Source organism: Bacillus sp. FSL W8-0848, assembly GCF_038007805.1.
In the GTDB taxonomy this organism is placed as follows: Bacteria; Bacillota; Bacilli; order Bacillales; family Bacillaceae; genus Bacillus; species Bacillus glycinifermentans.
This window is the reverse complement of sequence record NZ_JBBOYB010000001.1, coordinates 1,636,383-1,655,083: the sequence shown is the minus strand read 5'-3', so window position 1 is coordinate 1,655,083 and position 18,701 is coordinate 1,636,383. Positions and strand designations below refer to the sequence as shown.

Here is an 18,701-nt window from a genome sequence, read left to right as displayed (position 1 = left end):
TCATCACCCTCCCGCGCTCTGATAATGTTTCAGAGAGAATTTCCAAAACATCGCGCTGCATACTAGAAAACCAACAACATATAAGAAATACTGATAAACGTTTGTTCCATTAGACACATCCAGAAGGCGTTCCACCGGTACATTTGCGACGATCACTATAGGAAAAATAAAAACAAAAATAATCCTGCCGATCCCTTTAAAAAAAGACGTCGGATATCTAAATAGCGTCATTGCGCCTAAAAACAATTCGTGCAGACCGTCAACTTTCGTGATCCAAATCGATAATGTCATAGTGATAAACCAGAGCGCGTAAGCCAGCACCACTCCGGTTACAATAAAACACAAGTATTCCAATATTTGAGAAATTTGCAAAGTGGCGTTTAGATTGATCAATGCATATATAACAAGCACAATGGCCGGAAATAAATTCCCGAAATTCCCCATGTCTAATTTCCGCAAAGATACAATGAACTGGCTGTTTACGGGCTTTAATAAAAGAAGATCCAAGGTTCCTTTATTAACCAATGATGGGATATACGGAAGGTTATTGATAAATAATACAAAAATTAAGGATTTTAATATCTCGCTCGTTCCGAGCAGTAAATAAATGTCATATATACTCCATCCATTGACGTTTTCCACATAACCAAAGAGTGTATTGAAAAAAATCAGTGTAATGACAAACCATATGAGACTGTCAATAATATTCATAAAGAAGTTGGTTCTGTACATCATCAAATTAATGCTATTGATTTTAACAATGTGGAAAAAAAGAGTGATGTATCTCATATCATGCACCAACCGATTCATATTTTGACATCGCGCGTTTCCACGCATACTTCGAAAAAGCGGAAAGTATGCCGATCCATATAAGTTGAATAAATAAACCGTACAAGATTTCGCCCACTCCCAAACGGCCAAGATATATGTTTGCAGGAAAATCAATCAAATAGGCAAATGGGAGGTTTTTAACGATATGAAAAAATGGTTCCGGCAAAAGCTTTAATGGAAACAGCGTGCCTGAAAGCAGTTCAAGCAAAATATCAACTGTAAAAAAGAAAGAAGCTATCTCAACAAAATAAAAAGAAAACAGAGAAACAAGAAAATACAAACTATAATACAGAATCATCGCCAATATGACAGCTGCAATCAGACCGGCTATATCATGAAAATCAGGGAATAAAAAATATTCTCTATTGCACAAAGCAACAATTCCCATCGGAATACTGACGAGCATCAATTGGACCAGCTTGTTTCCGGTATTTTTTGAAAACCAGAATCCCCAGTATGAAATAGGTTTTGTTAAATATTTTGAAAGTTCGCCGCTGCTCACCTCATCTTGAATCGACCAGTGAAAAGCAGGAAGCAATAAGATCTCGAGAATCTTTGCAATAATTAAATATGTAATCATTGAGTCAATTGTATACCCCTCAATGATTTGTTTTTGATCATAGACATTTTGCCATAAATAAATGACGGCAATAAGTGGAAGCAGGCTAAATGCCATATACAGCAGGGTGTTGAAACGGTACTGAAAAGCCGTCTGTATGGCCATGAGCCCCGGCTTAATATATTTTCTCAATTTTTTCAACTCCGACATGCTCTGATAGTTTATAAATTTCCTCTAATAAAGATTGGATTTCTGTATGCTTCTCCTCAAAATGAATAATATCGTAATGATTGATAATATCCCTCAAAGCCTGGCTGAATGTATTTCTGCTAATTTTCAAAAGAACAGTATGATCCTGTTCTTCGATGATTTCACCGTATTGCTTCAAAAGCGAAAGGTTGTCCATTTCTGAAAGGGTGATTGACAACAACTTGTATTCATCATCGTTTAAACCGGGCAAACCTTTAAAGCTCCCATTATAATAAAGCTCTCCATCCCGCAAAATCATAATATGCTCACAAAGCTCCTCAATATCCTGTAAATAATGGCTCGTTAAGATAACTGTCACTTCCTGTTCCCGGCAGTATGACTTCAAGAATCGTCTAATATTTTTTTGAGCAATAAAATCCAAGCCGATTGTTGGCTCATCTAAAAATAAAATCTCAGGAGAGTGAAGCAGCGCGGCTACCAATTCGCATTTCATTCTTTCGCCAAGAGAAAGATTTCGAACGGGAGATTTCACGACATGCTTCACATGCAAAGCGGTTGTCAGCCGCTCTATATTACGCTCAAACTCAGCTTGGGCAATCTGATATATTTCTTTATGGAGCAAAAATGTTTCGTACGGGGTAAGATCCCACCACAATTGATTTTTTTGTCCTAATACAACCCCTATTTTCCTTAAAAACGCCGGTTCTTTTTTATGCGGTGTAAATGAATCGACCGTTATCCTGCCTGAAGTCGGTGTAATCAAACCCGTCATCAGCTTTATTAAAGTCGACTTGCCTGCTCCATTTGCACCGATAAGACCAATGATTTTTCCTTTTGGAATTGAAAACGAAACATTGTTTACAGCATGAATGACTTCTTTTTTTCGATGAAATAGACTCTTAACTGAATTCCAAAATCCTTCATCCATTGAAGCTCTGCTGAATGAACGTGATACATTTTCAACCTGTATGAACATAACCGAATCCTTCCGTTGTTAGATTTTAAAATTTGAAAATTTCTGCGAAATCAGTGCCGACCTGCATACCCCTATATGCATTTAACCCTTTTACCCCATTTTCCAATTGAAGAATAGCTCCTTGAGATTTATATGCGTTTAAGGCTTCCATTTTTTGATCGATCACACTGCTGATATCACTGACTAATTGATAAGCGGTTAACGGAGTCCAAATTTCGTACTGCAAGCACCTTTTGATCCTGTTTTTGTTTCGCAGAAAATTAGAGCGGCTTAAAAATAATGCCTCACTGGTAATTTCATGAACAATTCGATGGTCACGGTCTGCTTCTTCCGAGTGGGGGTAATATACATAATCAGGCCGATAATCATCTATATGCATCAGCACTTTTTCAACAAGATCTCTTCTATAGGTGAGCGCCCGGTCTTTTTCTTTTAAAAAGTGAATATCTTGTGTGCCGATGATTTCGCAAGCCCTTTTGCATTCGTTTTCGCGTATTTGAACATTTTGTTCAATGCTGCCATCGATTCCGGAAAGTTCACCCCTTGTGACGATAATGATTCTTGCTTGATCCCCGCTTTTAATCGCTTTGGCAATTGTTCCCCCGCATCCGATGATTTCATCGTCATGATGCGGCGCGATTACTAAATGTTTTCTGTTATTTGCGTGCATTCACATTCTCCTTGCTTTAAGAAAGCTTTGTGATGTAAATCATAAACTCGCTGCCTCGCTTAAAAGGTTCTCTATTGTAATCTCCATAAAAACCTAAAACAGTAAAACCCCTGGACTTCAGAAGATAAAACAGTTCTGTCGGCAGTGAATATCTAGTTAAAAATTTGAATTCGTATTTCTCCGTTACTTTATCATCTTGATGTATTTCAAATAAACAACGGGTTGATACAATTTGTTTGTAATGATCTATGCGAAATATATTTTGGGATTTAATATACTGATGATCTTTGGAGGGATTAGCTGTGTTTCCAAAATCCTTTTGCCTTTTGTCATAAGCACAAACTTGCGGCGGCGATATGATGTCAAAAATAAATTTGCCTTCCGGTTTTAGCAGCTGCTTAATTTTTTGAAGCGCTTCAACCTGGTCTTTTGGGGTTAACAGATACTCAAAGACGCCACCGCTCATAAAAATATAATCAAATCGGCTTTCACAATGGAAATTTTTTATATCGGCCTTCTCAAAATGTATACGTTCTAATGTTTTCCGGTCAAATTGAGCAAGCTTCCTTTTAGCATTTTCAACCATCCCTGCCGAAATATCGATAGCATGAACGGTTGCACCGTTTTGGGCTAATTGAAAGGCCAGACGGCCAGATCCGCATCCGATGTCAAGAATTGTGACGCCTTCCTTTACAAAGCCGTTGTAGAAATCAAATAGTCCGTCCGGTTCAGGAATTAATTTATCATAAACGCTTGAGATATTGTCATACTGTTGTATTTGCCGAACCACTCTTTTTTACACCCCTTTCGGTTGCTTTGCTTTCCTTTTTAAATCCCATGAAAAATGCAATCTGCCATAAAGAAAGATACACAGCCACACCCGTTCCAAACCTATTTTTCAAAGGAGTCCAACTTTTTATCATGCTTTTCAACAGCCTGCTAGGAGGCGAATACCATTCTTTGTTCGATTGAACCCCTCTTGCTTGTCCTCTCCCATAGTTGTAAGAGCTTTTCAAATCGCCTAACAGCGTCAGGGCGGGATGTATGACTTGTGCGCTATCATCGTATCCGATACTGAGATCAGCCCTCCTCACTCTTGCATCAAAATCATAATCTTCCGTCCAGTTTATTTGTTCGTCAAAATAATAGCCGTCTATTTGATCTACAATATTCTTTCTAAATGCTAAAGGCGGGGAATACGCATTTTTTTTAGCGGTATGAATATGTCTTGAAGTTGCAATTATTTTTTCTGTTTTTGACCGGTAGGCAAAAAGCACCCTTCCTTTAGCTAACGGATGTTCATACAACATGTTGTATAACTTATCTATACAGCCTTTTCTAAAAATACAATCTGAATCCATCAGCAGCACATTGTTCTTGCTTGAAGATTTGATTCCTTCGTTATAAGCCTTTGCAAGATTGGGAGCCGGCAGATGGACCATTGTCGTATTGTGCTTTTTGGCTATGTCTTCAACCTGTTTGGTTGCGCCGTTGAGTACGACTATAATTTCCGCCTCTATATCTATGCTTTTTAAACACTCGTCAAGTCTGGGATCATTATAAGCCGGTATTACGATTGACAGATCTATCAATGCTGCTCACCTTTTTTAAAGTATTTTCCAAATCATTCAAAACAGGATCTAAAATATAAAATTCTCCCAAATCCTTCAAGTTAGTCAAGACGCCTTTTGAATTTCTGAATGTCTCCAAACCAGGTGTATGAAAATATGGGAGGTCTATTGTTTTGCAAAAATCATGAATGTCCGTCACAATTGAATCCTTTATCGGCATGCAATAGTGAACAACCGCTTTATAATGCTGCTGCTTAGAGGTTAAATAATTCTTTATTCGATTTAAAAGCGAATCTTGATATAATTTTTTCAATCTTAAAGCTTCTTCTCCGGATATATCCTCCGTCTGTATCCAATCGTATGCGCAAAATGCCGGATTCATTTGATATTCATAAGGGATAACGCCTGCATTAGACAATATGATGGGGTGTATCCTTTCAAATTTATTTGTAACCTCCCTTATTTTTTTTCCAATATAGGAAAAGTCATATGGTTTTGCCCATGTGCAGACATGGAATAAAGCGATGTCTTTTCCGGCTGGCGGAAGGTACTCGCCACTACAAAAGAATTTTTGCCATTCTTCAAATTCTTCGTGAAAGATATGGTCGCGGGTCGCCCCTCTTTTAAAGAAGGTTTCCCCCTTATAGACGCTCTTCAGTTTGTATTCCGGAAAGTTTGGATAGGTAGCACTCATGATCATTCACCTCATCCTATTTTTTGATTAAAAAATGATTTAAGAATAGAAAATCTAGCTCAGAACAAAAAAATGAACGAATTGCATCCTTCGGTGAACAAACGATCGGCTCATTTCCAATATTAAAAGACGTATTCAAAACAGCTGGTATTCCGGTTTCTTCATAAAAACATTGAATAAGCTCCCAATAAGATGAATTTACCTCTTTATCTACGATTTGCGGCCTTGTGGAACCATCGATATGAGTTACTGCCTGAAGCAACTCAAGCGAGGATTCATGTATTGTTGCGTTTAACAGCATATAAGGAGATGCCGTTTCCTCGTTTATCGCCATCGTCTGATTCTCTGCATTAATGCTAGGTGCAAGGGGGCGCCATTGTTCCCTTTCTTTTATATAATTTACCCTTTGAAGCATTGTTTTGCTTTGCGGATTGGCCAGAATGCTTCGGTTTCCTAAAGCTCTCGGTCCAAATTCCATTCTTCCGGCAAATCTGGCTCCGACACTTCCTTTTTTTAAAAGCTGGACTGCAGCTTCGTTTATGCCATTCTCAAAAAACTCATATTTAATTTTGTATCGTTCCAGCAAATCTTTAATTTCTCCATCACTAAAGGCCGGCCCTGAGTAGACATGGTCTTTCGAAAGCTTTACATCAAAACCCAATTCTTTAGACAGCAATGCTCCTGCCCCTAATGATACTCCTGCATCAGATGCAGCGGGCTGTATAAAAATATCTTTGACTTCTTCTAAGTCAAGCAGTTTCCTATTGCCTACACAGTTAAGCCCGACGCCGCCGGAAATGCATAATCGAGAGCAGCCGGTAAGCTCTATCGCCCTCTTGGCCAGGTAAATCAGATTCTCTTCCAATGCTTTTTGCCCAAAAGCTGCCACATGTTTATAAGATAATGCATCAAGTTGATCGTATAGTTTAGCCTCTTTGTGGTCGTAGACATAATGTGCTGAATTTACCTTTTCGCCGAACTTTTTATAAAAGTAAAGTACCCAATCTTTTAAAATTTGATTATAAGTTCTTCTATATCCATCATGTTTGTTGACAATTAACGGGACGTCCCCTTCCCATACCCCATAAGAAGACAAGCCCATTGTTTTTCCTTCTCTAAATCTGCCCAGACCAATATATTTTGACAACCCCTCATAAAAGATTCCCAAGGAACATTCCAAAGGGTACACTTCAAGATAATCGATTTTCCCTTTTTCACCTTTTGCGATTGTGACGGACTCTTCCTCGCCCGAACCGTCTACTACAAGTATTCCTGCATCATCAAATCCGGAACTATAGTATGCTCCAGCCGCGTGGGCTTGATGATGGGGATACATTTGTAGTGCGGGGTCTTTTTTCCGCGGAAACATATTTTTAGGAAAAACACAATGCATGATATCTTTAGATGTCAGCCCTTGTTTGCCGCCATACTCCATTTCAAGTTTTTCCACATCCCAGCCTAATGCTATGTAGTCGACTTCATCTGCTGTAATACCTGCTTCGTGCAAGCAATAAGAAATAGAATGAACGGGTACTGTGTCAAAAGCTTTTTTTCTTCTTACAAATCGCTCTTCTTCAGCGGCAGCGAGCAATTTTCCTTGATAAAATAAACTTGCACTCGTATCATGCACACCTTTATCCCAGCCGTTTATACCTAGCACGTACATTAAAACACCTCATTATATTTTCCTTCTAATCTCCATAAATTCCTGCGGAAGAAAAATTGGTCTAACCGCTTTTCTGATGAAAACATATAGATCTGTATGGATATATAAATCTTTTATTGCGCTGTACTCAATGTTTATTTTTTCTATTTCCTCATTTAATTTTTCCGTATTTAAAAAAGGTTCTTCTTCCACTTGATAGCTGCTAAAATTTTTATGTTTTTCCTCCAAGTAAAAACCCATCTCGTGCAGATGCTTGAATAAAAGATACTCTCTTTGTCCGAGACGGTCCGCACTAATATTCAGATAAATCAAATCCCCCGGTTTGCCTTTCAATACTTCTTGCGCCCTCTGCAGCCATAAATCTATGCCTTGCCCATGATCGAGGGGATCGCAATGGAAAACGTCATATTTCTTTTTAAGCCTGTCAGGGGCTTCATATGTGACATCAAATTCGAATGTTTCAATTTGCAGCCCCTCCCGCCTGCTGCTGGATTCGATAAAGGACACGAGATCGCTGTCTATATCACCTACAGATATGTTAAATGCGTTGCCGCTGATTTGAGCAAGAGCAAGGCTTGTTAAATCATCATCGCCGCAAAAAAATACATCTTTCCACGGAGGCACCTGCTCAAAAATTATATTTGCACGCTTAACCGAAGTGGTCCATGTTGCTTGAAACTGTCCATGTTCTTTTTTGTTTCTTATCCGTTCCGGAAAAACCGCATTTGCCAGATCAGCAGCAACCTCAAAGTTCATCAGTTTATTTGAAAATTCGATTTCGCCATTTTTGCTCACTTTACATAGTTGGTGATTCCTTAAAACGTAGAGGAGATTTATGGCGATGTGCACCGTTCCGGTTATATTGATGACGTCTTGAACTTTTTTTGCTTTATTTATGCAACGCCACACATACTTTTCAAACTGTGAGAAGCTGATGCTGCTCCATAAGTTCCATATGCCAACTATTTTTTCAGCCTGCTTATGTTTAAGAAGATGTCCGATTTCCGTTTCCATATCTATCTTTAAAAAATCTTCATAGCATTTTTTTAAAATGTCTATAAGATCACACCCTATCATTATCAGGATCTACAAAACGATTTGTTTTGCAGATCCCATTTTTTGTTACATCGTCTTAGCGTTGGTTAAAAAAAGTTCTTTTTCTTCAAGTTCCAATTCGTCAGTCAAGAGCAAATCTTCAGAAATTTGATCTTCTTCTTTTTTCACGATTTCTTTTTCCACATGATCACCTCCTTTCAAGTTTTTCGTATCTCGCACTGGCTTCATTGGTTTCTTGAACTTCAACCCATTTAACATGCGGCTGATTCCTCTTTGCGTTGCATAATGACTCTATTATCTCAAAAAAAACTTGAGCGACCCTTTCGGTGCTCGGTTCATATCCTCCTTTTGCTTTGTTAAATTCGTCAAAATCATTTAGCACATAATGGTCATACTTTTTCTCTAAATGGTGCTTCACTTCACGGAAATCTATTAACATATCTTTTTCGTCTAATGCTGAACCGGTAATGCAAAAGATCACCTTGTAGTTATGGCCGTGAAGCCTTTCACATTTTCCTGCACCGGCGACTTTATGGGCGCAAGAAATCCAGAAATGTTTAGTTAACGTATAGATATATTGATTACTCATAGATTTATCCCCTTCTTTATACTATGTTTATACATTTTGATTTTCGGAATTAAAAAGCAATGAATAGGTGCATTTTTCATTTCTACAAATTATTATTGGAAAATTCCGATATTTAATTGTGGTTTTTACGTAAAATGGTTGTTAAGGAAACAATAAAGTGTTTATCGTGATGAAAAATAACTGTGCATTTCAAAGAGGATAGAATTTATTGATTTTAGTTTAAATTCTAGGCTTGAAGGATGTAAGCGTCGTTCGAAGACAAATACATTTTTTGAAGAATGTTGTTTTAAAAACTGGTTTTGCTGCATGGATGGCAAATAAAGATACATCTGTTTGCTGACGTTTCATTTGTTTTGAAACGAATTGACACTTGTACAAAGCGAGGCGTATCAAAAGTGTCTTTTCACTTTGCAATTCAAAGAATTTTCCATTGTTATCATAAAATGTATCTAATTGCAATATAACACCGTCGTTTTGTCGAAGTAAGGTAAAAATTGTCGTTTTTCCTTAAAAATCAAAGCATTTGAAATCCTGCTGCTTTTGAGAGCAATTCTGCTCATAAAAAATACATCCCTTAGAAAATCATTGGATCCTGTAAAGAGATATCCAATATCTAAGGGATGTACTAGATTAAAAGATTTCCGGATTAAAACGCAGCCGCAACTTTTTTAGCTTCAGCGAGGCCGTCTTCGATGATTTTTTGCGCTTGGTCAGGAACAGCGTTGTGTCCTTCGATGACAACTGTATGAAGGTCTTCTACACCGAAGAATCCCATAACGGTTTTCATGTAGTTCAATGACATTTCCATTGCTGCCATCGGGCCTTCAGAATAGAATCCGCCTCTTGCATTTAAAAGGGCAACCTTCTTGTCTCCCATTAATCCTTTAGGTCCTTCAGGAGTGTATGTAAACGTAACTCCTGCGCGGGACAGATAGTCGATGTAAGTGTGAAGCACTGCTGGAACCGCAAAGTTCCACAGCGGGAAGGCAAATACGACTTTATCGGCTTTAACGAACTGATCAAGATAACGGTCCGCAACAGCCGCAGCCGCTTTTTCTTCCTCAGTCAATTCCATGCCTTTTCCTGCCTTGAACGTTCCGTTGATCGCGTTTCGGCCAAGGTACGGAGGGTTTTCCTTATAAAGGTCGAGCTCAGTGACCTCATCGTTTGGATGAGCTTCTTTATAGCTGTTAAGGAATGCTTCGTAAAGTTTTACAGATACCGCTTCATCAACTGTGCGGTCGTTTGCTTTGACAAATAATACTTTAGACATATTGTTAACCTCCTGTGCTAACGTTTCATTATTTACTTACAAATAGTATGTTACTTTCTTTTAAACAGAAAGTCAACTGATTTATTTTTATTTCAAAATATGTTTCTATCAAAAAAATACACCCGCCTTCTGCGGGTGCGCTATTTTGAATCCTGCTCTTGATCAAGCCGTTCATAGGTGTAGGAATGTTTTTGATCCATCGTTTCTTTGTTGGTCAGGTCTCTCATTTGCCGGCTGAACTCCCTGTCATCCGCTGCCCCTGATTCGTTTATTTTTTCTGCTTCTCTCTGGGCTTCAATCACATATCTTGCATATGGAACGGCTTTAAGGCGTTCGTAAGGTATTTCCCTGCCTGTTTTTTCGCATATTCCGTATGTTCCGTCTTCCATCCGCTCTAAAGCGTCTTCTACTTCCTGCAATACGTTTCTGTCCGTTTGCTCGAAGGTTTGCTCCCTCATTCGTTCGAAATAGACTCCGGCGTGGTCGGCAAGATGATTATCCACTCCGTTTGATAATTCACCCGTTTCTTCTGTCATCGACTGATCAGGAGCCTCTCTGTCTGAAAGACTTTTTTTCAAATCCATTAATCTATGGTAGAGCTGTTCCTTTTGCTCATTTGTCAGCGGCATCCTTCATCCCCTCCTTTGTTTTTTTATTTCCCGGTATGTGAGACTTGAAACACCGCTGTGTGTTAAGGATTTGATATATTTTCGACAGCCGCATCATAAACTTCTGTTATGATATAAGACCAGCGAAGGGAGCATTTTCTATGAAAAAAACACCCGGAACTCAGGTGCCCCATCCGATCAGGGAAGACGGCGCCGGGGCGACCGATTTTGGCCCCCGTGACGTCATGCGGGATCTTGAGAATCCCGACATGTTCGTTCCTCCGGCTACAGATGCCGGGTCGATCCCCAATTTAAAATTTTCTTTTTCGGACACCCACATGCAGTTAAAACACGGCGGCTGGTCGCGCGAAATAACGGTTAAAGAGCTGCCGGTCTCAACGACGATCGCCGGGGTTAATATGAGGCTGACTCCAGGCGGTGTACGCGAGCTGCATTGGCATAAGCAATCGGAATGGGCTTACATGATTTTGGGTCATGCACGCATTACCGCTGTCGACCAGAATGGCCGGAACTTTATCGCAGATGTCGGCCCTGGAGATTTATGGTTCTTCCCCGCCGGAATCCCGCACTCGATTCAAGGACTTGAAGATGGCTGCGAATTCCTCCTCGTCTTTGACGACGGGACATTCTCCGAATTCGACACATTCACGATTACCGATTGGTTCGCACACACACCAAAGGATGTCTTAGCCGCGAATTTCGGTGTAAGCGAAAGCGCCTTTGCCCGCTTCCCTGACAAACAGCGCTACATTTTTCAAACAAAGGTGCCGGGTCCGCTTGAAAGCCAAAAGGTGCCGGATCCCTATGGAACTGTGCCGAAAAGCTTTGCATACCGGCTTCTGAAACAGAAGCCGATCGTCACGCCGGGCGGGACGGTAAGAATCGTTGATTCCTCCAACTTTCCGATTTCGAAAACAATCGCTGCCGCGCTCGTCGAAATCAAGCCTGGCGGAATGAGAGAAATGCATTGGCATCCGAATAATGATGAATGGCAGTATTATCTCACAGGTACCGGGCGGATGACCGTATTCGCGGCGAACGGCACAGCACGGACGTTTAATTATCGGGCTGGTGATGTGGGGTATGTACCTTTTGCCATGGGCCATTATATTCAAAACACGGGCACAGACAGCCTGTGGTTTTTAGAAATATTCAAGAGCAGCCGCTTTGCAGATATCTCATTGAACCAATGGATGGCGCTGACGCCAAAAGAACTTGTGGAGGAACACCTGCACGTTGGACCTGAGCTGATGAACGCATTGCGGAAAGAGAAATGGCCTGTCGTTAAATATGGAACAGACGGACAGGCGTGAAGCCGTCAAACACGCAGGTGCAAGAGAACGGCGGCTTATCGAATGAGAGCCCCGTTTTTTATGGATCGAACACATTTTGCAGGAAAAAATAAAACGAACCGGGAGGATGTCCTTCTCCCGTCTTTATCAATGCTTGTCTCCTTTGAAAGTCCGCGGACGGAGCGAGATCTCGGGCTGGGGGCGTTCGTTTTTTGCGTCGCGTTTTTTTGCCGGCTCTTTTTGAATCCGCGCATCTTCCAGCCATTTTGCTGACAGCGGATAGTTGGCGCCGATATTCAGTTTTCCGCTGAGACTTTCGATTTCAAGCTCTCCGAATTCGATATTGTATTCAATCTTATCGACACGCATGTTTTCTATCCGAATATCCCTTGTGCAGCAGTGTTCATCTTGTTTGTTATGGTGTACCTTTTCCAAGGCCAGCACTTTCTCTTTCAATTCCTTCATTTCTTCCTGGCAGATTTTTTTGATCAGCGGTTTGAATAATGTTTTTAGCATTGTGAACTGGCTCCTTTTCATTGTTCTATCGCTAAAGAGATATTGATATACATTACCTAACAATATAGAAAGAGGTGATCCGACTGTTTCTGCCTACTCAAATTCATCTGCATGCCGTCAAAATAAACAGCTTGAACGCGAGCTCGTTTCATACAGGCTCGGCCGAAATCATAAGAAGGGCTGTTGTTGTCAACAAGAATCAAGGGTTGGACAAAACAATTCCTGCGGCTCGGTTTTTGCCGTCCCGGTCAGTTCAGTCAATGACTGTGATGTCTCTGATGCGAACTCGATAAAGATTAATCCCGGATCGTAATCGAGCGTGCTTCTGTTTGATCTTTAGGAATGGTGACATATAAAATTCCGTCTTTAAAAACGGCATGTATGCGGCCATTTCCGTCTATCGGTATATCGAGATCGATTTTCCTTTCGAACTCGCCATACTTTCCTTCCCTTTGTTTAAATTTGTCTTCGGGAAAATAAGACTTTCTGCTCCCTCTGACAATAAAGTAAGTTTCATATGACAGGAGTTCGACATCCTGCTTTCGAAAACCGGGAAGATATATTAAAAAGCGTATTTCATCAAACGTATCAACTATATCAATGAGTGTAAAATCAGATTTGCGCTCTTTTTCCTGCTGAACGCCCGTCTGAAAAGGAAAATTGGGATGACCGTTTGTAAAGCCCTTTCCCTGTTCATCATCGAAAACCGTTTTCCAAAATTCTCCTCCGTATAATGTCTGTGCAAGATCAAGCCACTGCTTCATTTTATCTGCATCCAATAGATGGCCCCCCTTTCCTCGAATACTGTGAACAGGTTCGGCATAAAACTGTAAAAAGGAGGTTTGCTTGTGTTGCAACCAGCTCCATATATCAATATTAATATTTTCATGTTGAAAATTAATTCCTTTGAAAATGCTTCAGCAGTGAATGTCGGACAAAATTTATTGGCGGAGTGGCAAAACTCGGATAAGAAAAACCAAGGCTACGGACAAAATTTCGGGGATGAAAGCGGGTTCTTGGGAACGAAAAGCCATGTGGATGACAGAGATCAGCTCGATTCACCGGCCCTTTTTGAGTCCCGTTCCAATCTGCCTTCGGGAAAGGGATGATGGTTTGATGTTTTCACCGGCAATGATTAATTTGGGAGCTTTTAAAATCAATTCAGTCGACAGAGGCGCTTCTGTCACGGTAGGCCCTTATCAGCAGATCGATTACTTTTTGTCAGCCAAATTAAACTACGGTTTTGGAGAAGAAAACGGAGATCTTACTCAGCTTATCGTCCCTGTCGGTTCTGTGCTGGATTCCGATCTCATCGATTCCAATGCCGGCAAATCGAGCGTCGTATAAAGGGCGATTAATAACTACCCGTAATAACGGGTGGCCAGCTTGTATAGAAAAATGGAGCCGAAGGTGGACCCGGCTCCATTTTTCCATTAAGCGTTAATTTCTGTTAATTCCTCATGTTCCGTATCTATTAAAAAACCGCGGACTTTGACATGCGAAGGGATAAAAGGGTGCCGCCGAATCAGGTCGACGCTTTGTTGTATTCCTTGAGCAACGTTTTTTTCCCCATTCAGCCATTCATCCAGGCTGCTGAATGGAAATTCCGGGGTGTTGAAAAAGGTAATCGATGGTCTGTAATTTATCCTTTAATTGCGGATTTTTAAACAAGAAATTCTCAAGGTCGATATCAGCCGCCTGTTCATTTTTGGATCGAACAATTAAGATTTCCCCGATTTTTTTTTGGAAGACAAGAGTGATAATATCTCTCATGAAATCGCTGTATGGCTGGGAAATGTGAGGGAATACGCTTTTTAAAACGAGCACTTTCTCCGGCTGAATCGCTGCCGCACGGCAGATTGATTGTTCAAGCGTATCCTCCATTCCGGTAATTAACAACACATTTTCATTTCCTGTTATCCCCATTATATTCACCTCATTCATCATTTTGTTTTTGTCCAGTTCACCCAGTTCCCGTGCGAATCGATCGAAGCAAGGATAATCCAGCCGTTTTCCACTTTTCGACGGAAGCTGTGATCCTCTTCAAGAAGCCGCTCGATATGTTCACGTGGCGCTTCAATGACAACAAGCAGCCGGAGAGGCGCATGATAAATCTCTTGATCTGACAGCATGACAGACTGCCAAGGGAGGCCTGCCAGCAAATCGCTTGCATTTCCCTGCATAACGCCAAGGCCGGAAGTGACGGTTTGGGTCGCTTTATTTCCGCTTCCATAATAATGCGGTGCAACGGTTGACGCGTAATATTGCAGATTGATCCACTGGGCCACCGTCCCCGGACCTGAAATGATATTGCCGAGGATGGAACCGTCCCGGTCATTCCGCCAGTCATAGCTGTGCAGAAAAGCCCTTCCCTCAAGGTTGGCTTCTCGCGTAAGCCGGCGTGTGCCGATGATGAATGAAGCGTTTCGGGCCAGTCCCCATTCTGGGCGGACTTCGCTCCAATCCTCAGCAAATCGTTCAACTTCATTCCGGGGATTTTTATATCCGAATTGAGGCAAATCGGCTAAGCGTTCCGCTCCGACTGTGCGGCTCACATCGGGAAGTGCCGAGTCGATGAGGTCGAACGCTTGTTTGGCTTTAGGCGGAAGCTCAGGTACATAAAGCCAATGCAATTCATCCAATGTTGTAATATGCTCTGCGGCAGCAAATACTGTATCATCCGGAATCAATATGCCGTCGGAACGGAGCCTTTGTCTGACGCTTGGAAGATTGCATAAAGCGGCAAGGACTCGTGCGTTGAAAGCGCCTGATGCCCCCCCGCAGGCACCGCAGTCCAATGACGAGGCATAAGGGTTATTTGTGCTTCTGCTCCCGTGTCCGCAAATGACAACCAGCGGAGCGAACCGGTCTGTGATCCCCATCATTTGCAATGCCTGTCTTGCATACGAGTGTTTTTCATCTTCCGTAAAACCGAGCGGAATGCCGGCTTCAGGCGTTTCTATACGATCAAGCGAGAGCTTTGACTGAGGCTTCTTCAGCCATGACTTCCGCGCTTTTCGGAAAGCTTTTCCCGCTTTGCGGGGAGCCAGGCTGCGCGCTGCCATTTGCAGGCTCAGCCAGGGGCCGCTCACTTCGGGAAGCAGCATACCCGCCAATAGATTCTGTTTCATTGTTTTAAAGGCAGAGCTTAGCGAAGCTGCGGCTTTTCTATGCTCTTGATACGATTTGAAACTGGATTCTTCCGCTGTTTCTTTTACTCGATGCTGCGGTTTGAGAATGACCGGCAAGGAGCTGTGGCAGTGTTTGCTGCCAAGTTCGCACGTTTCGATTGTCAGACCGAAAAAGCCGGCCGTTCCATACGTTTCAAAAGGCCCCGACTTTTCCAATGCCCGGCGAAACGGCTCTGAACGGACATCAATACAAAATGCCAGCTGGGCCATCACCGGTTCACTTTTCTCGGCGGCTGCAGGTTTGTTAGCCGTGAGCTTCCTTATCTCATCGGCGTATGTTTGCTCCCACGCTTCCAGCCAAAGGCGACGGCGCGTGATGTCATCAAAACGGCGGGCGAGTGTGAAACGGGCTTGCTGCTCTGCTGCGGAAAGATTGAGCCATTCTTCAGAAGTGAGACCGCCCCAATGCAGCCATGCCGCAATCAGAGGAACCAACTGCATCTCCTTGTCAGGCTTTGGCACAGAGAATGGCAAATAAGGCTCAACAAGCATCCATTCCATTGAAAGCCGGACAGCCAGATACTCGAGCAACAGCCCTTCTTCGTCCCGCGATTGCCGGGAACGCCAGAGCATCATCCCGCCCCAGCCCGGCAGAGAAAGCAAATGGGCTTCAAAGTAGTCCTGGACGTCTCCATTAGAAATATCAAGCGCCCGGAGTGCTCTTTTCAAAGCTTCCCGCGGCTCTTCCGGCCACCCGTTCAGCCGCAGGCGTTCAGCACGCGACAGGGCGGGATCATGTTCAATAAGCCGCCTCCATGCGCTGTAAAACCCTTTCTCACGATTAGGAAGCCGCCATGCCGATTGTGACTCATCAAGGTACAGTTTTGACCATTTAATCATATGACGGTCGAGGGGGTGAGCTGTTTTTTGCCCGGCTAAAACGCTTAGCGGTTTGACGAATCGTGTTTCCTGTTCTTCGATCATCCAGCCTGCCGCTTGTTTGGCGAGCTTTTTGACTTGACTGGATGACAATAGCTGTTCGGGTATTTCATCGAGCTTGAGCGCGGCTTTGCAAAACGCTGCCGCTGTTTCCCTCGTCATGCCGGACTGGTGTGAATCGAGCCAATCCATCAGCTTTTCTTTAAGAATCGCCTTATCTATTTCTCCACGCTGTTTTGCGGAATGGAACATGGAGGGCTTTGGGTAGATATCGACAAGAAGCTGTTGTTTAAGCCGCCGCGCCGTCTGTTCGAATGTTTGTTGTTCCAGCCCCATCCATGGATGGCGCGCAGCAAAGGTTTCAATAGGCCACAGCGGCGCAATAACCCGTGCAGCTGATTGAACCAATTCATCAATATTAATGTCAGCGGTCTGATGTTCATATTTGAAGATCGATTGTTTAGACAATGTAGATGCGGCTGTTTTCATGATTGACGACCTCCTTGAGTAAGATATTGGTCAAGATAATTCGGCCGTTCTTCGACCGAATCGAAATGAGGCTCACTCATTTTCACGAGACGCAGATAAAGTGCGCCGGACCATGCAGAGCGCTGCCGAACGATCAAGGCACCGGCTGCACTGCCTGATAACAAAACGACCGACGTGAAAACGGCCGCGATTGCGGACGGATGCGCCCCCTGTACAACAGCATCCTTCAGGAGCCCGTGCAAAACGAAATGAATGATGGCAAACGCGAAAGAGGCTCCCGTTAAAATGAACAGTCCGGCAATTCGTGCGACTCGTCCGCAACTGGCTGTGACAAGCTGTCTCCAAGCAACAAACAGTGACCAGCCTAAAACAAGGGCGCTGATCAATTGATAGCCATCGTCCGCATCTGTGACCCAGATTCCAATTCCGAGTGTAAGAGCCAAGACGCCGCCTATTATGCTCCAAGGAAGAGCCAGCCTTCCCGGTTTAGATGCGAACGATTCATAACGGCGCACCGCTGATCCGGCTTGCAGGAAAAGGGCGGCTTTGAACAGGCCGTGCAAGATGAGGTGAATAACAGCTGCGATATAGGCGCCTAATGCGCATTGGATAAGCATAAAACCCATCTGCGCGACCGTTGAAGATGCGAGCTGCCGCTTGTAGTCCGCTTGGACGATCATCATGCCCGTTCCGAGTAAGACTGACAGAACGGCAGGAACGAGCAAAATAAGCTGCAATCCATCACCGCTGAACATTGGTGCAAAACGGGTCAGCATGACGCCCCCGACATTTACGAGTCCAGCGTGCATGACCGCGGAAACCGGAGTCGGTGCAATCGCCGAATCGAGCAGCCAGCGATGAAACGGCCACTGCGCTGCAGGAATCATCACCGTTAAGATGACGAGAAGGCCGATCCCGATTTTCTCCCATGAGCTGATCTGCGCAAGGCTTTTTTCCGCTATGGCGGATGATAACTGCCAATGCCCCGTAGAGAAGGACAGCCAAAGAGCCGCTGCCGCTAGAGCCAGCCAGCTGAGCGCAAAGATCCGGCCCGCATACATAGCGGCATTTTTCGCCGCCTGCCATGCGCTGTTTAAACCGATTAGCGCAGTCAAGCCGAGCAGAGTGATTCCCCAGCACAAGAGGAGCCAGCGAAGATCATCGTTAAGCCAAGCGGATGAAGCCCCGCCTGTCGTCAGCGTCAGCAGCAAAAAGAATTTACGGTAGGAGCGGTCCCCGAACAGATACCGGACTGAGAAGCGCTGGACGATGAAGCCGATCGTTAGGACAAACAAGGCGATCAGCCAGGCCAGCGAATCCATTCGCCAAGGAGCTGCAGCGTGACCGGAATTTGCCGTCAATAATGCCGCCAGCGCGGCGAGCGGAGGCAGAGCGATGACATTGGCGTGAATCCGTACAAATGGCAATGGTACCTTAGGATTCAGCACGAGCAGTGCGCTGATAAAACAAAGCGCATGCAAGGCGAAAAATATTTTCAGCCAAATTAAAGAATCTAGCACATCAAACACCCTGTATCCCTCCGTCGGCATGATGTAAAAGAGCATACTGTTTCATGTCTTGCCTTCCTTTCTACAAACGTAAAAAAGCCG

20 protein-coding genes are annotated in these 18,701 nt (G+C 43.2%); 3 read left to right on the top strand and 17 right to left on the bottom strand.

What is annotated here, in order from left to right; genetic code table 11:
• Positions 1 to 3: 3 nt before the first annotated feature.
• The 12 genes from NSQ39_RS08695 to NSQ39_RS08640 all read right to left on the bottom strand — a co-directional run bounded on the left by NSQ39_RS08695 (position 4) and on the right by NSQ39_RS08640 (position 10,724).
• The gene (locus tag NSQ39_RS08695) at positions 4 to 789 is read right to left on the bottom strand and encodes an ABC transporter permease (protein WP_046129526.1); all 786 of its coding nucleotides are present in this window, start codon (positions 787 to 789) and stop codon (positions 4 to 6) included.
• Between the two features lies 1 nt (position 790).
• The gene (locus NSQ39_RS08690; protein WP_175075066.1) at positions 791 to 1,582 is read right to left on the bottom strand and encodes an ABC transporter permease; all 792 of its coding nucleotides are present in this window, start codon (positions 1,580 to 1,582) and stop codon (positions 791 to 793) included.
• On the bottom strand, positions 1,566 to 2,576 hold the full coding sequence (locus tag NSQ39_RS08685) for an ABC transporter ATP-binding protein (protein ID WP_046129528.1): 1,011 nt from the start codon (positions 2,574 to 2,576) through the stop codon (positions 1,566 to 1,568). Before NSQ39_RS08685 ends, NSQ39_RS08690 begins: the two co-directional genes overlap by 17 nt.
• Positions 2,577 to 2,601: 25 nt before the next feature.
• Positions 2,602 to 3,246 (bottom strand): PIG-L deacetylase family protein, encoded by a 645-nt coding sequence (locus NSQ39_RS08680; protein ID WP_046129529.1) that lies wholly within the window; start codon positions 3,244 to 3,246, stop codon positions 2,602 to 2,604.
• Positions 3,247 to 3,262: 16 nt separating this feature from the next.
• On the bottom strand, positions 3,263 to 4,036 hold the full coding sequence (locus tag NSQ39_RS08675) for a class I SAM-dependent methyltransferase (RefSeq protein WP_046129530.1): 774 nt from the start codon (positions 4,034 to 4,036) through the stop codon (positions 3,263 to 3,265).
• The gene (locus NSQ39_RS08670) at positions 4,011 to 4,838 is read right to left on the bottom strand and encodes a glycosyltransferase family 2 protein (protein ID WP_046129531.1); all 828 of its coding nucleotides are present in this window, start codon (positions 4,836 to 4,838) and stop codon (positions 4,011 to 4,013) included. Before NSQ39_RS08670 ends, NSQ39_RS08675 begins: the two co-directional genes overlap by 26 nt.
• Positions 4,804 to 5,511, bottom strand: coding sequence for a DUF5591 domain-containing protein (locus NSQ39_RS08665; protein ID WP_082094042.1), 708 nt, complete (start codon positions 5,509 to 5,511; stop codon positions 4,804 to 4,806). The genes NSQ39_RS08670 and NSQ39_RS08665 overlap by 35 nt, the downstream gene beginning before the upstream one ends.
• A 16-nt stretch (positions 5,512 to 5,527) precedes the next feature.
• Positions 5,528 to 7,177 (bottom strand): carbamoyltransferase family protein, encoded by a 1,650-nt coding sequence (locus NSQ39_RS08660; protein WP_216898585.1) that lies wholly within the window; start codon positions 7,175 to 7,177, stop codon positions 5,528 to 5,530.
• A gap of 12 nt (positions 7,178 to 7,189) precedes the next feature.
• Positions 7,190 to 8,191, bottom strand: coding sequence for a bis-aminopropyl spermidine synthase family protein (locus tag NSQ39_RS08655; protein WP_157759340.1), 1,002 nt, complete (start codon positions 8,189 to 8,191; stop codon positions 7,190 to 7,192).
• Positions 8,192 to 8,420: 229 nt separating this feature from the next.
• Entirely contained in the window at positions 8,421 to 8,822 is a 402-nt protein-coding gene (locus NSQ39_RS08650; RefSeq protein WP_216898583.1) for a 6-pyruvoyl trahydropterin synthase family protein, read from the bottom strand.
• Between the two features lie 646 nt (positions 8,823 to 9,468).
• On the bottom strand, positions 9,469 to 10,095 hold the full coding sequence (locus tag NSQ39_RS08645; RefSeq protein WP_046129536.1) for an FMN-dependent NADH-azoreductase: 627 nt from the start codon (positions 10,093 to 10,095) through the stop codon (positions 9,469 to 9,471).
• Between the two features lie 140 nt (positions 10,096 to 10,235).
• The gene (locus tag NSQ39_RS08640) at positions 10,236 to 10,724 is read right to left on the bottom strand and encodes a TraR/DksA C4-type zinc finger protein (protein ID WP_046129537.1); all 489 of its coding nucleotides are present in this window, start codon (positions 10,722 to 10,724) and stop codon (positions 10,236 to 10,238) included.
• Between the two features lie 140 nt (positions 10,725 to 10,864).
• Here NSQ39_RS08640 and NSQ39_RS08635 point away from each other — a divergent pair, with 140 nt between their 5' ends.
• Positions 10,865 to 12,037, top strand: coding sequence for an oxalate decarboxylase family bicupin (locus NSQ39_RS08635; protein WP_216898581.1), 1,173 nt, complete (start codon positions 10,865 to 10,867; stop codon positions 12,035 to 12,037).
• A 126-nt stretch (positions 12,038 to 12,163) separates the two neighbouring features.
• On the opposite strand, the gene gerPC is transcribed toward NSQ39_RS08635, so the two are convergent.
• On the bottom strand, positions 12,164 to 12,532 hold the full coding sequence (gene gerPC / locus NSQ39_RS08630; protein ID WP_175075064.1) for a spore germination protein GerPC: 369 nt from the start codon (positions 12,530 to 12,532) through the stop codon (positions 12,164 to 12,166).
• 296 nt (positions 12,533 to 12,828) lie between these two features.
• A complete protein-coding gene (locus tag NSQ39_RS08625; protein WP_341014565.1) occupies positions 12,829 to 13,311 on the bottom strand; it encodes an Hsp20/alpha crystallin family protein in 483 nt (160 codons plus the stop codon).
• Between the two features lie 69 nt (positions 13,312 to 13,380).
• On the opposite strand from NSQ39_RS08625, the gene NSQ39_RS08620 reads away from it, so the two are divergent.
• Together NSQ39_RS08620 and NSQ39_RS08615 are read left to right on the top strand one after the other, a co-directional pair.
• Entirely contained in the window at positions 13,381 to 13,641 is a 261-nt protein-coding gene (locus NSQ39_RS08620; protein ID WP_046129540.1) for a hypothetical protein, read from the top strand.
• A gap of 4 nt (positions 13,642 to 13,645) precedes the next feature.
• Positions 13,646 to 13,879, top strand: a complete 234-nt coding sequence (locus NSQ39_RS08615) for a hypothetical protein (RefSeq protein WP_216898579.1) — start codon at positions 13,646 to 13,648, stop codon at positions 13,877 to 13,879.
• 234 nt (positions 13,880 to 14,113) lie between these two features.
• On the opposite strand, the gene NSQ39_RS08610 is transcribed toward NSQ39_RS08615, so the two are convergent.
• Genes NSQ39_RS08610 through NSQ39_RS08600 form a run of 3 tightly spaced genes read right to left on the bottom strand, consistent with a single transcriptional unit; the run spans position 14,114 to position 18,620 of the window.
• On the bottom strand, positions 14,114 to 14,458 hold the full coding sequence (locus NSQ39_RS08610; protein WP_231947356.1) for a hypothetical protein: 345 nt from the start codon (positions 14,456 to 14,458) through the stop codon (positions 14,114 to 14,116).
• Positions 14,459 to 14,475: 17 nt separating this feature from the next.
• Entirely contained in the window at positions 14,476 to 17,091 is a 2,616-nt protein-coding gene (locus NSQ39_RS08605) for a DUF2309 domain-containing protein (RefSeq protein WP_341014562.1), read from the bottom strand.
• Positions 17,088 to 18,620 (bottom strand): NADH dehydrogenase subunit 5, encoded by a 1,533-nt coding sequence (locus NSQ39_RS08600; protein WP_341014559.1) that lies wholly within the window; start codon positions 18,618 to 18,620, stop codon positions 17,088 to 17,090. Before NSQ39_RS08600 ends, NSQ39_RS08605 begins: the two co-directional genes overlap by 4 nt.
• Positions 18,621 to 18,701: the final 81 nt, after the last annotated feature.

Excerpts from the sequence above, each read along its gene's own strand:
- NSQ39_RS08695 (WP_046129526.1), bottom strand. The coding sequence starts at position 789 with ATGAGATACATCACTCTTTTTTTCCACATTGTTAAAATCAATAGCATT.
- NSQ39_RS08685 (WP_046129528.1), bottom strand. The coding sequence starts at position 2,576 with ATGTTCATACAGGTTGAAAATGTATCACGTTCATTCAGCAGAGCTTCA.
- NSQ39_RS08680 (WP_046129529.1), bottom strand. The coding sequence starts at position 3,246 with ATGCACGCAAATAACAGAAAACATTTAGTAATCGCGCCGCATCATGAC.
- NSQ39_RS08665 (WP_082094042.1), bottom strand. The coding sequence starts at position 5,511 with ATGAGTGCTACCTATCCAAACTTTCCGGAATACAAACTGAAGAGCGTC.
- NSQ39_RS08660 (WP_216898585.1), bottom strand. The coding sequence starts at position 7,177 with ATGTACGTGCTAGGTATAAACGGCTGGGATAAAGGTGTGCATGATACG.
- NSQ39_RS08655 (WP_157759340.1), bottom strand. The coding sequence starts at position 8,191 with ATGGAAACGGAAATCGGACATCTTCTTAAACATAAGCAGGCTGAAAAA.
- NSQ39_RS08650 (WP_216898583.1), bottom strand. The coding sequence starts at position 8,822 with ATGAGTAATCAATATATCTATACGTTAACTAAACATTTCTGGATTTCT.
- NSQ39_RS08645 (WP_046129536.1), bottom strand. The coding sequence starts at position 10,095 with ATGTCTAAAGTATTATTTGTCAAAGCAAACGACCGCACAGTTGATGAA.
- NSQ39_RS08640 (WP_046129537.1), bottom strand. The coding sequence starts at position 10,724 with ATGCCGCTGACAAATGAGCAAAAGGAACAGCTCTACCATAGATTAATG.
- NSQ39_RS08635 (WP_216898581.1), top strand. The coding sequence starts at position 10,865 with ATGAAAAAAACACCCGGAACTCAGGTGCCCCATCCGATCAGGGAAGAC.
- gerPC (WP_175075064.1), bottom strand. The coding sequence starts at position 12,532 with ATGCTAAAAACATTATTCAAACCGCTGATCAAAAAAATCTGCCAGGAA.
- NSQ39_RS08610 (WP_231947356.1), bottom strand. The coding sequence starts at position 14,458 with ATGGGGATAACAGGAAATGAAAATGTGTTGTTAATTACCGGAATGGAG.
- NSQ39_RS08605 (WP_341014562.1), bottom strand. The coding sequence starts at position 17,091 with ATGAAAACAGCCGCATCTACATTGTCTAAACAATCGATCTTCAAATAT.